Genomic DNA, 12,011 nt, shown 5'->3' on the forward strand with positions numbered 1-12,011 from the left:
TATTGAAAGAAAATACTAGTGATTATGAAAAATTTGAAAACTTGGGCGTTTGCCATGATGATTCTTTTTGTTGGAACAACACTCACATCTTGTCTTAATTCAGACGATTCTGCACCACAAGGAATAGCAAGAGGTATGCTTAGTGCTGGTGGGTTGTACTTATATACAGATGATGGCTTTACCTTAAATATACAAAATCCAACCGCAATGAAACTAACAGATGGTACTTATCCGGATCGTGTGGTTATTGTTTTCTCAATGATGGATGGAGAGGACTTCGAATCAGGAAAAACTAAATATAACGTTAATTTTGACTATTATAGCTCAATTATGGGTATGTGTGAATTTTCTGAAGAGCCAGTTGAACAAAACACACCTATTGTAGCTTTAAAAGGACTTACTTCTGGACAAGGTTATCTTGACGTATGGGCACGGTATTATTACGATAAAGAATCAGCGCTTTCTGATTTTACCTTATATGCCGATAGAGTTGAAGACGGTACGTTAGTGTTTAAGTTTGTTCAATCGGGTAAAGTCGTTAATAAGTATGAAGAAACAGACACTGCGTTCAGCTTTGACCTTCCTTATAGAAATTATATTGAAACAGAGTTTCCTGATGTGAAGTTTTTTGGTACAACCAACGACTCTATTTCTGTAAAAGTTGTGGCTAATGATACAGGTGCTGAATTATCACAAGGACCGATTAAAGTAAAAATCCAGTATTAATTGAATTATAAAGAAATATTTAGAATAGCGCTCTTATTGATTTCCTCCCCGGCGAAGGCTTGGGAGGAAATTCGTTTGGAAGAGGATAAGCGAAAGGTACATACAGCTTTTGTTTATCCTATGATTACTTTATGCTCACTCTCGGTGTTTTTGGGTGCGCTATTCGATAAAGGGTGGGGTAGTCCGGCTGCTTTTCAGTATGCAATGACGGAGTGTTGCGTGATGGCTGTTTCATTATTTGGTGGCTATTTTCTAGCTTCGTATGTTATCAATGAAATAGCAGTGAGATATCTACAGTTACCTAATGACATAAACTCTATTTATCAACTGGTGGGCTATTCGCTGGTTGTTATTTTTTTGACGAATATTGTTACTGGTATTTTCCCGAGTTTTACTTTTATTGGATTACTGTCTTTGTTCTATACTGTATATGTAGTGTGGGAGGGAACAACCATTTTGCTGGATATAAAAGAAGAGATCAAATTGAAGTTCACACTGATAGTATCGTTCTTTATCATTATTTGCCCGATGCTCATACAAACAGTATTCAATAAATTACTCTTTATTCTACACTAAATAATGAAGCAACCTACTGTAAATATAAAAAATAAACGTGCCAGTTTCGATTACGAATTTCTTGAAACATTTACGGCGGGTATTGTCCTTACAGGTACGGAAATTAAATCTATTCGTCTTGGGAAAGCCGCCCTTGTGGATACATATTGCTTTTTTGTAAAAGGAGAATTATGGGTGAAGAATATTCATATTGCAGAATATTTTTATGGCTCGTATAACAATCATAATGCACGGAGAGACCGTAAGCTGTTACTTAATAAAAAAGAATTGAAGAAACTGGAACGCGGAATCAAAGAAACTGGCTTCACCATTATACCATCTCGCATGTTTATCAATGAGAAGGGACTGGCAAAAATCGTTATTGCACTTGCTAAAGGTAAAAAGCAGTACGACAAACGCGAGAGTCTGCGCGAGAAAGATGATAAACGCGACATGGATCGAATAAAGAAGATTAATTATTGATAACTGTCGTTTCTGCGGTTTCATACATCTAATTACTCATGAAAGAACGATTATTGAGATGTGTTCGTACAGCTTTACCTAAGTCGGGACGGCTCTGTCTTTGGCTGTTGAAATTAATACTTCCCATCTCTTTGCTTGTTCGCCTATTGCAATATTATGGTATAATTGACTACTTGGCAGAATTTTTGCATCCACTTTTCAATTTTGTTGGTCTGCCTGGTGTTACTGCTATTGTTTTTATAACCAGTATATTTTTACCGCTTTACGCAGCTATTGCTGTGATGACTTCTTTGGCTATAACATTGCGTGAAGCCACTATACTTTCGGTAATGTGCCTAATTGCTCACAACTTGATTGTGGAGTGTGCCGTAACTAAGAAAACCGGTTCTTCATTTTGGGGCATGGTGTTGCTGCGTATCTCTGTAGCTTTTGTAGCAGCCATTTTTTTGAATATGACGCTACCTGTTAGCGACACTCCTTTCTTCCAACAAGTACATGTTGATAATTACGAATCGCTGGGTGCTGTGCTACAAGCGTGGTTGTACAGTTCTCTGATATTGATTGTGACTATTGTTGTTATTGTAACAGCACTAATGATACTGCAGCGTATGCTGTCCGAGTTTAAGTTAATAGATATCATATCCCGTCCGTTAGAACCGTTGATGAAACTATTTGGTTTGCCTAAAGACTCTTCTTTTCTGTGGATTGTGGGCAATGTGATTGGATTAGCTTATGGTGGGGCGGTTATGGTAGATTTGGTTGAAGAAGGAAAATTGACATTGAAAGACTCCAACGTAGTTAATCACCATTTAGCTATATCTCATTCATTGTTAGAAGATACACTACTATTTGTAGCGCTGGGAGTCAATTTCTGGATAATTGTAAGCACTCGTTTACTGCTGGCTATGATAGTGGTATGGGGTCGCCGACTCATTTTATATATAAGGAAGGATAAAAATGAAAAGAACTATTCAAGAACTCATTTGTGAGCGTATTTTGATTCTTGACGGTGCAATGGGCACCATGATACAACAATATAATTTACAAGAAGAGGATTTTCGTGGTGAACGTTTTGCACATGTACCCGGGCAACTCAAAGGGAACAATGATTTATTAAACCTGACTCGTCCGGATGTAATACAAGATATTCATCGTAAATATCTTGAAGCCGGTGCCGATTTAATAGAAACTAATACTTTCAACGCAACTTCCATATCTATGGCAGACTACCACATGGAGGCTTACGTACGCGAAATAAATCTTGCCGCTGTAAAAATAGCTCGTGAGGTTGCCGATGAATATACTATAAAAACCCCCGATAAACCTCGATTTGTTATTGCTTCGATAGGACCTACAAACAAAACGACTTCCATGTCGCCCGATGTAAACAACCCAGCATTACGATCCATGACATATGATGAATTGGTTGTTTCTTATATTGAACAAATAGAGACTTTGTTGACTGGTGGCGTAGATGCAATACTTATTGAAACAATTTTTGATACACTAAACGCCAAGGCAGCAATCTATGCAGCAGAGGAAGCAATGCAAAGAACAAATAAGCAAGTGCCACTCATGCTTTCTATTACTGTTTCTGACATTGGAGGGCGAACGCTCTCAGGACAAACACTTGATGCCTTTCTAGCATCTGTGCAGCATGCAAATATCTTTTCTATTGGTTTGAACTGCTCATTTGGTGCACGCCAGTTGAAACCTTTCCTAGAGCAACTAGCCCTCAAGGCTCCTTATTATATTAGTGCTTATCCTAATGCCGGATTACCCAATAGTCTTGGGTTGTATGATCAAAGTCCAAAAGAAATGGCTATGCAGGTAAAAGAGTATTTGGATGAAGGATTAGTTAATATTATTGGTGGATGTTGCGGTACAACCGATAAATATATAGCCGAGTATCCTTCTTTACTTAACACAGCTAAGTTGCATGTACCTGCAACCAAACCAACTAACCTTTGGTTATCAGGATTGGAGCTGCTAGAGGTAAAGAGCGAAATGAATTTTGTAAATATAGGTGAGCGCTGCAATGTGGCGGGATCGCGCAAATTTCTTCGATTGATTCAAGAAAAGAAATACGACGAAGCACTCTCTATCGCACGTAAGCAAGTAGAAGATGGTGCGTTGATTCTTGATTTTAACATGGATGATGGATTACTCGATGCAAAAGAAGAAATGACTACTTTCCTTAATTTAATTGCTTCAGAACCAGAAATAGCGCGTGTGCCGTTGATGATTGATTCTTCGAAGTGGGAAGTGTTACTTGCCGGATTGAAGTGCGTACAAGGAAAACACATTGTAAATTCTATTTCTTTGAAAGAGGGCGAAGCCAAGTTTGTTGAGCAGGCGCGTACTTTGCGCTCATATGGTGCAGCTGTAGTAGTTATGGCTTTTGATGAAAACGGACAGGCAGATACATTTGAACGTAAAATTGGAATTTGTGAAAGAGCATATCGGTTGCTGGTCGATAAACTGAATTATAATCCCTGCGATATAATCTTTGACCCCAATGTATTGGCTATTGCTACAGGGATTGAAGAGCATAATAACTATGCAGTAGATTTCATTAAGGCGACAGGTTGGATTAAAAAAAATCTTCCCGGAGCAAGTGTAAGTGGTGGAATTAGTAATCTTTCTTTCTCATTCCGTGGCAACAACTATATTCGCGAGGCTATGCATGCAGTATTTTTATATCATGCCATACGCGAAGGACTGGACATGGGTATTGTCAATCCGGCTACCTCGGTATTATACAATGACATTCCTCAGGATGTATTGATTTGCATTGAAGATGTTGTCTTGAATAGACGACCTGATGCAGCCGGACGCTTAGTTGAATTGGCCGAACAATTGAAGGGAGCTACTGAAACAGTTTCTGCTGAAGCCAAGCATACTGCTTGGCGTGATTTGCCTGTAAATGATCGTTTACAATATGCCTTAATGAAAGGAATAGGAGATTATTTGGAGCAGGATATCCAAGAAATACTAACTCAATATCCTAAAGCCGTTGATATTATTGAAGGACCGCTTATGGAAGGTATGAGTAAGGTTGGTGTGTTGTTTGGCGAGGGGAAAATGTTCTTACCGCAGGTGGTAAAAACAGCTCGTACCATGAAGAAAGCAGTTTCTATTCTGCAGCCCATTATTGAAGAGGAGAAGCAAGAAGGTGTCGCTTCGGCTGGTAAAGTGCTACTTGCTACAGTAAAAGGCGATGTGCACGATATTGGTAAGAATATAGTTTCTGTTGTAATGGCATGCAATAGCTATGAAATAATAGATCTTGGTGTTATGGTTCCTGCAGAAACAATTGTGCAGAAAGCAATCGAAGCAAAAGTAGACATGATTGGTCTTAGTGGTTTGATTACTCCTTCACTTGAGGAAATGGTGCATGTAGCTGTTGAACTTCAGAAAGCCGGATTGCACATACCTTTATTAATAGGTGGGGCTACCACTTCCAAACTCCATACTGCTTTAAAGATTGCTCCGGTTTATAATGCACCTGTTGTACACTTAAAAGATGCTTCGCAAAATGCTACTGTAGCCAATAAGTTGATGAACTTGAATAATCGGAAAGAGTTTGTAGAGGAGTTGAACTATGAATATGAGCAGTTGCGTGAAAAAAGCAATGAATCGAAGGTTATCTCTGTCTCATTGGAAGATGCACGGAAGAATAAATTGAATTTGTTTGATTAAATAGTTGATTTTTCGTCTTTTTGTTTCTATTCCTAATTTTATTGTATATTTTTGCGCGATATTCATAAATAATTGCAGCAAAATGTTTGGAATTGAAGACTCTCTGATATACTTACCCTACCTCTTATCGGTGGTATGCGTACTTTTTTCTATTTGGTATGGTGCGAAGAACTGGAATAAAGAAAACGATAAAGACGAAGAATAATGGATAATACTTTTATATTAGGACTCATAGTAGTTGCTTATCTCTTGCTTATTGCATTCTTCGGTTATCTGGGTTATCGTAGAACAACTTCCTCAAACGATTATTTGGTAGGTGGTAGAGAAATGAACCCCATTGTAATGGCACTTTCTTATGGTGCTGCATTTATTTCGGCATCAGCTATTGTTGGTTTTGGTGGTTTTTCGGCTGCTTTTGGTATGGGTATTCAGTGGCTTTGCTTTCTGAATATGTTTGTTGGAGTGGTTATTGCTTTTATCTTTTTCGGTTTGCGTACTCGTAGGTTGGGAGTGAAGTTGAATGTAGGTACCTTTCCACAACTCTTAGGTAAGTTTTATCGCTCACGATCTATACAAGTGTTTGTGGCAGCAGTAATCTTTCTTGGAATGCCGCTGTATGCTGCGGTGGTGATGAAAGGTGGTGCTGTTTTCATTGAACAAATATTTCAAATAGACTTTAACATTGCTCTACTTATATTTACTTTGGTTGTCTCTGCGTATGTACTTGCCGGAGGAATTAAAGGAGTGATGTACACAGATGCCATGCAGGCAATGATCATGTTTAGCTGTATGCTATTTTTGCTCTATGGCTTTTACAAAGTTATTGGTATGGGCTTTGTCGAGGCAAATGAGGAATTAACCAAAATAGCACCTCTTGTTCCTGAAAAACTCCAAGCCGTAGGACATCAGGGGTGGACAAAAATGCCTGTCGCCGGATCTCCTCAATGGTATAGCTTGGTAACATCGTTGATACTTGGTGTAGGCTTGGGATGTTTGGCACAACCACAATTAGTGGTTCGCTTTATGACCGTTAAAAGTAGCAAGCAACTCAATCGTGGTGTGTTGGTCGGTTGTCTTTTTATCTTGATTACGGTAGGCTCTATCTATCATGTGGGTTCGCTTAGTAATTTATTCTTTTTGAAAACAGAAGGAGCTGTAGCTACTGAAGTTGTAAAAGATATCGATAAAATTATTCCTTATTTTATAGACAAAGCTATGCCCAATTGGTTTGCAGCAGTCTTTATGCTTTGTATTCTATCGGCAAGTATGTCTACCTTGAGTTCTCAGTTCCATACAATGGGAGCAGCAGCCGGATCGGATATATATAGTACTTACAACCCTCGTTCGCGTGGCAAACTTACAAACGTTATTCGGTTAGGCATCTTGTTTGCAATCCTTGTTAGCTATATCATCTGCTATATGCTACCCAATGATATTATTGCTCGCGGTACGGCTATGTTTATGGGTATTTGCGCTTCCGCCTTTCTTCCCGCTTATTTTTGTGCATTATACTGGAAGCGTGTTACTCGTCAGGGAGCATACGCAAGTATGTGGGTGGGTACTTTGGCTAGTTTGTTCGCATTGATATTCTTGCACGAGAAGGAAGCGGCGGCTCTTGGTATTTGCAAAGCATTCTTTGGTAAGGATGTGCTTATTGAAACCTATCCATTTCCTGTAGTTGATCCAATACTTTTTGCACTTCCGTTATCAATACTGGCAATAGTGGTAGTAAGTTTGAATACTCGCAGCAAACTAGGGGTAAGCAGGTAACGCTTGAGGATACTCTTTAATTTTCGATTTGTACGTATTGAACCGTGAGATTATATCTTTTACGAAGTTGTAAGTTTCGGTTCCTCTAAAGTAACCGTTTTTGCAAACGGGGTCGGCGTAGTATTGTTCGTGGCTTTTAAGCAATAGGTAAGTTTCTACGTTATCGTCCCAAACGTACTTGTCTTTTCCATACTTTTCTGCTAATGCCATGGCATCGTAAATGTGTCCTAATCCACCATTGTAAGCAGCCAACACGAATTTTATTCGTTCGTTATTGTCAGTAATCATTCCAAGACTTCTGTTTACGGATTTGATATATTTTACCGCACCTTTGATACTCTCTTCGGGGTCATTCATCTTATCACCCGGAACACCCATAGCACGTGCCGTAGCAGGCATGAGTTGCATTAATCCTTGTGCACCTGCCCATGAAACAACATCTGGGTCAAAGTTAGATTCGGTGTAGGCTAAAGCTGCAAGTAGCCGCCAGTCCCAGTTTATCTCTTGCGCATATTGCTTGAAGAATGTGTCGTATAGTGATATCTTTCCTTCTCGTAGGGATAAAATAGCTGTATATGGTATAGCTTTACTGGTTTCAAAATAACGTTTCATACTTGCGGTATAGGCAGGAGAAGTGATATTCTCTTCGTGCCATTTGTTGGCAGCTTCGGCAAGGAGCGGACAATCTTTGCGTACCGCCCATGAAGAACGTTGGTCGTAGCTTACGGGTAGTCGCACATTCAAGTTAGGAAAATAGGTCTTGTTTAATAATGCAAGATCGTTATCGGCTACGGTATAGGGAATTTTTCCTTGTGCTACTTGAATAATAAGGTCTTCGCTATTGATGCTGTCGTTATCTACTAATTGTATGTTTATTCCTCCACCCAGTTCTTTGTTGAGCAGGTTGAGCCGGTCGTAATACTTACCGGTTCGTACATGTATTTCCTTGCCAATAAGTTCGGTAACATCTTTTACTACCTTTTCTGTTCCTCTTTGTACGAGGACTTGGTGGGTTACCGTTTCTTTTCCACAATAAAGCAGGCTATCTTTTAGCGGAATAGTAATTGGCATGTTGTACGCTATAATGTCTCCTTCACCATTAAGTAGTTTTTCAATGAGTTCCTGCACGTTATTGGCTGTCTCCATGCGTAAACTTACACCAAGGGTTTCGGCAAATTGTTGTGCAAGTTCGTACTGAAATCCCATTTCCTGTCCACGATAGTTGAAGTAAGATATAGAGCTGTTCAGTGTTAACACCACCAACTCTCCGCTATCTACAATTTGCGGAAGGTCGTAGCCTGTTTCTTTTGTTGACTTTTTATGGTTGCAGCTTGTCAACAATAAGGAGAAAAGCAACAATGAGCATAGCGTTCTCATCTTCTCTACAAATGCTTTTTAATATACATGGTTAATATTTTAATAGCAATTTTGTTGTTTCCACCTTCGGGGATAATCAGGTCGGCATAGCGTTTAGTTGGCTCTATAAACTGCAAATGCATAGGTTTCAGTACACGTGTATATCGTTGCATTACAGCTTCGGCAGTTCGTCCGCGTTTAACAATATCGCGTTGAATTACACGAATCAAACGTTCGTCGGGGTCGGCATCTACAAAAACCTTCAAATCCATCAGGCTGCGTAGGCGCTCATCACACAATGCCAGAATACCCTCGATGATAATAACCGGACATGGCTCAATGTGTATGGTTTCGGGTTGGCGGGTACACGTCAGATAGGAATAGGTGGGTTGTTCAATACTTTCTCCTGCTCGTAGTTTGGTGATTTGTTCGGATAGTAAATCCCAGTCGAATGCGTCGGGGTGGTCAAAATTAATGTTTTGCCGTTCTTCAACAGGCACATGACTGCTGTCTTTATAGTAGGAGTCTTGCGGTAATAAAACAACTTCGCTTGCTCCCAAACTCTCTATGATTTTCTTTACGACGGTGGTTTTTCCTGAACCTGTTCCGCCTGCTATTCCTATTATTAACATCGTTTATATATCTATTTGAAACAAATCTACTATTTTTGCGTGGATTAACTTAGTGTTTATTGACAATAAGTAAGCACGTATATGCAAATATAGAAAATAATTAATATATAATTTCCATATGATTAAACACATTGTCTTATTTAAGCTAAAATCAGAGATTCCTACCGATGAAAAACTGATTATCATGAAAGCCTTTAAGTCTGCAATAGAAAGTTTACCTCCCAAAATATCCATCATTCGCAATATTGAAGTTGGCTTGAATATAAATGCTTCCGAAACATGGGATATTGCACTTTATAGTGAGTTTGATTCGTTGGAAGACCTAAAGACGTATGCTACGCATCCCGACCATGTAGCTGCTGCAAGTATTATATCCGATGTGAAAGAAAACCGTTCTTGTGTAGATTACGAATTTTAATTGAATAGTATGAAAAGAATATCAATAATTTTTTCGGCGTTGTGTTTATTAGCATGTACATTAAACGCCCAAATGTTTGAACCTGTAACCTTCAAAACAACACTGAATACTATCGCCGATAATGAATATGAATTGGTTTTTGCCGCTTCGATAGAGCAAGGTTGGCATGTTTACTCCACCGAGCTTGGTGACGGACCTACATCTGCTACGCTTAATCTAGAAACATCAGAAGGTGTGGAACTTGTGGGTAAACTTACTCCTCGTGGAAAAGAAATAGCCAAGTATGACAATATTTTCGAGATGGATGTGCGATATTTCGAAGAGAGTGGTGAGTTTGTGCAGAAGTTCAAAGTTACCGGTGCTACCTATAAAATAGGAGGCTACCTGGAATATGGCTCTTGCAATGACGAAACCTGCTTACCACCAACGGCAGTAGAATTTGCTTACTCAGGTCAGCAAAAAAGTAATGCCGCTGTTGCTGTAGCTGCAGTTACACCAACAACTACCGAAGAGGTATCGGCTACACTGCAGCCAGTGGAAGAGGAACCGGCAAGTGTTAACAAAACAGATTTATGGCAACCGGTTATCTCGGAGTTACAAGCCTTTGGCGAAACCACCTCACAAAAAGATATGTCTTGGTTATATATCTTTATCGCGGGTTTTGTTGGTGGGTTGTTGGCTTTGTTCACCCCCTGTGTATGGCCAATTATTCCTATGACGGTTAGCTTCTTCCTGAAAAGAACCAAAGACAGAGCAAAAGCAATCACCGATGCGGTTACGTATGGTGTTTCTATTGTGATTATTTATGTGGTGCTGGGCATTGCTATTACATTAATATTTGGAGCCAATGCACTAAATGCCCTTTCTACCAATGCTATATTTAATATTATCTTCTTTTTAATGTTAGTTGTCTTCGCAGCTTCTTTCTTTGGAGCGTTTGAAATAACGTTGCCGTCTAAGTGGAGCAATTCGGTAGACAGCAAAGCGGAGAAAACAAGTGGATTAATCAGTATCTTCCTGATGGCATTTACGTTGGCATTGGTTTCTTTCTCGTGTACAGGACCTATCATCGGTTTTGTGCTGGTAGAGGTTTCTACAACAGGCAATATCATTGCACCTATGATTTGTATGTTTGGCTTTGCTATTGCTCTGGCATTACCATTTACACTGTTTGCGCTTTTCCCATCGTGGCTGAAATCTATGCCGAAGTCGGGTGGCTGGATGAATGTAATTAAGGTTACACTTGGCTTCCTTGAATTGGCATTTGCGCTTAAATTCTTATCGGTTGCCGACTTAGCTTATGGTTGGGGTATTCTCGATCGCGAAACTTTCCTTGCTCTATGGATTGTCATCTTCGCCTTACTGGGATTCTATCTGTTGGGGAAAATCAAATTCCCGCACGATGATGATGAAACTAAAGTAGGTGTAACCCGTTTCTTCATGGCGTTGGTATCGTTGGCATTTGCTGTGTATATGGTTCCCGGTTTGTGGGGAGCACCGTTGAAGGCAGTAAGTGCTTTTGCTCCACCTATGAATACGCAAGATTTTAATCTTTATACAAACGAAGTACATGCTAAGTTCGACGATTACGACGCTGGTATGGAGTATGCCCGCCTGCATGGTAAACCGGTCATGGTCGATTTTACTGGTTATGGTTGTGTAAACTGCCGCAAGATGGAACTTGCTGTGTGGACAGACCCAAAGGTAGGAAGCATCATCAACAATGACTACGTACTAATAACTCTTTATGTAGACAATAAAACGCCATTGCCCGAACGTATAAAGATTACGGAAAACGGTAAGGAACGTACGCTTCGTACACTTGGTGATAAATGGAGTTATCTTCAAAATGTAAAATTCAGTGCTAACGCGCAACCGTTTTATGTACTGCTGGATAATGAAGGTAAACCATTAAACAAATCGTATGCTTATGATGAAGATATTGATAAATACGTTGAGTTTCTACAAACCGGTTTGAGTAATTACAAGAAAGCAGTTCGTTGACAAAACATGCGCTATACGCTCCAAGTATAGTTTGACGGAATAGGTCTTCACATTCACAAAGCGCTGTAAGTAAATGGCAGTAAGCGAGTTGTGTGTGAAGACCTTCTCTTTTTGCTTTCACAGGGTCTTCACAAGATTTTTGGACTTCTTTTTGCTGTAAAACAAAGTCCGAAACGATGCAAAATGCGGTTCAAAGTGAAGTGAAAAACAGTCCGAAATTACAATGCTTATAGTATTCGTTCTGAATCCTTATAGTATTTGCACTGAATGCTTATAGCATTTGCTCCAAATGCTTATGGTTCTAGCTCCAAATGCCATAAGCAGAAAAACGGACTCGCACATTAACTAACTATTTATATCCAGTA

At 39.5% G+C, this 12,011-nt stretch carries 11 protein-coding genes; 9 read left to right on the plus strand and 2 right to left on the minus strand.

What is annotated here, in order from left to right; genetic code table 11:
- Positions 1 to 24 precede the first annotated feature (24 nt).
- The 7 genes from D0T50_RS01210 to D0T50_RS01235 all read left to right on the plus strand — a co-directional run bounded on the left by D0T50_RS01210 (position 25) and on the right by D0T50_RS01235 (position 7,236).
- Positions 25 to 726, plus strand: a complete 702-nt coding sequence (locus tag D0T50_RS01210; RefSeq protein WP_163221126.1) for a hypothetical protein — start codon at positions 25 to 27, stop codon at positions 724 to 726.
- Positions 727 to 1,302 (plus strand): Yip1 family protein, encoded by a 576-nt coding sequence (locus D0T50_RS01215; RefSeq protein WP_163221128.1) that lies wholly within the window; start codon positions 727 to 729, stop codon positions 1,300 to 1,302.
- A 3-nt stretch (positions 1,303 to 1,305) separates the two neighbouring features.
- A complete protein-coding gene (gene smpB, locus D0T50_RS01220) occupies positions 1,306 to 1,764 on the plus strand; it encodes an SsrA-binding protein (RefSeq protein ID WP_163221130.1) in 459 nt (152 codons plus the stop codon).
- 38 nt (positions 1,765 to 1,802) lie between these two features.
- Entirely contained in the window at positions 1,803 to 2,753 is a 951-nt protein-coding gene (locus D0T50_RS01225) for a nucleoside recognition domain-containing protein (protein ID WP_163221131.1), read from the plus strand.
- On the plus strand, positions 2,722 to 5,466 hold the full coding sequence (metH, locus tag D0T50_RS01230) for a methionine synthase (protein WP_163221133.1): 2,745 nt from the start codon (positions 2,722 to 2,724) through the stop codon (positions 5,464 to 5,466). The genes D0T50_RS01225 and metH overlap by 32 nt, the downstream gene beginning before the upstream one ends.
- A gap of 82 nt (positions 5,467 to 5,548) precedes the next feature.
- Positions 5,549 to 5,671, plus strand: a complete 123-nt coding sequence (locus D0T50_RS13705) for a symporter small accessory protein (RefSeq protein WP_239058177.1) — start codon at positions 5,549 to 5,551, stop codon at positions 5,669 to 5,671.
- Positions 5,671 to 7,236, plus strand: coding sequence for a sodium:solute symporter family protein (locus D0T50_RS01235; RefSeq protein ID WP_163221135.1), 1,566 nt, complete (start codon positions 5,671 to 5,673; stop codon positions 7,234 to 7,236). The genes D0T50_RS13705 and D0T50_RS01235 overlap by 1 nt, the downstream gene beginning before the upstream one ends.
- On the opposite strand, the gene D0T50_RS01240 is transcribed toward D0T50_RS01235, so the two are convergent.
- Positions 7,219 to 8,613, minus strand: coding sequence for a transglycosylase SLT domain-containing protein (locus tag D0T50_RS01240; RefSeq protein ID WP_163221137.1), 1,395 nt, complete (start codon positions 8,611 to 8,613; stop codon positions 7,219 to 7,221). The two genes, D0T50_RS01235 and D0T50_RS01240, sit on opposite strands and share 18 nt — an antisense overlap.
- 5 nt (positions 8,614 to 8,618) lie before the next feature.
- Entirely contained in the window at positions 8,619 to 9,224 is a 606-nt protein-coding gene (gene udk / locus D0T50_RS01245; protein WP_163221139.1) for a uridine kinase, read from the minus strand.
- A gap of 118 nt (positions 9,225 to 9,342) precedes the next feature.
- Here udk and D0T50_RS01250 point away from each other — a divergent pair, with 118 nt between their 5' ends.
- Complete coding sequence (locus D0T50_RS01250; protein ID WP_163221141.1) at positions 9,343 to 9,642, plus strand: Dabb family protein; 300 nt, start codon at positions 9,343 to 9,345, stop codon at positions 9,640 to 9,642.
- Between the two features lie 9 nt (positions 9,643 to 9,651).
- Positions 9,652 to 11,646: a protein-disulfide reductase DsbD gene (locus tag D0T50_RS01255; protein ID WP_163221142.1), complete on the plus strand. Its 1,995-nt coding sequence runs from the start codon at positions 9,652 to 9,654 to the stop codon at positions 11,644 to 11,646.
- The last annotated feature ends 365 nt before the right edge of the window (positions 11,647 to 12,011 follow it).

Origin of the sequence: Bacteroides sp. 214 (assembly GCF_010501015.1) — a bacterium.
Classification (GTDB): domain Bacteria; phylum Bacteroidota; class Bacteroidia; order Bacteroidales; family Bacteroidaceae; genus Bacteroides.

Excerpts from the sequence above, each read along its gene's own strand:
- D0T50_RS01255 (WP_163221142.1), top strand. The coding sequence starts at position 9,652 with ATGAAAAGAATATCAATAATTTTTTCGGCGTTGTGTTTATTAGCATGT.
- D0T50_RS13705 (WP_239058177.1), top strand. The coding sequence starts at position 5,549 with ATGTTTGGAATTGAAGACTCTCTGATATACTTACCCTACCTCTTATCG.
- D0T50_RS01250 (WP_163221141.1), top strand. The coding sequence starts at position 9,343 with ATGATTAAACACATTGTCTTATTTAAGCTAAAATCAGAGATTCCTACC.
- metH (WP_163221133.1), top strand. The coding sequence starts at position 2,722 with ATGAAAAGAACTATTCAAGAACTCATTTGTGAGCGTATTTTGATTCTT.
- D0T50_RS01240 (WP_163221137.1), bottom strand. The coding sequence starts at position 8,613 with ATGAGAACGCTATGCTCATTGTTGCTTTTCTCCTTATTGTTGACAAGC.
- D0T50_RS01235 (WP_163221135.1), top strand. The coding sequence starts at position 5,671 with ATGGATAATACTTTTATATTAGGACTCATAGTAGTTGCTTATCTCTTG.
- smpB (WP_163221130.1), top strand. The coding sequence starts at position 1,306 with ATGAAGCAACCTACTGTAAATATAAAAAATAAACGTGCCAGTTTCGAT.
- udk (WP_163221139.1), bottom strand. The coding sequence starts at position 9,224 with ATGTTAATAATAGGAATAGCAGGCGGAACAGGTTCAGGAAAAACCACC.
- D0T50_RS01225 (WP_163221131.1), top strand. The coding sequence starts at position 1,803 with ATGAAAGAACGATTATTGAGATGTGTTCGTACAGCTTTACCTAAGTCG.
- D0T50_RS01210 (WP_163221126.1), top strand. The coding sequence starts at position 25 with ATGAAAAATTTGAAAACTTGGGCGTTTGCCATGATGATTCTTTTTGTT.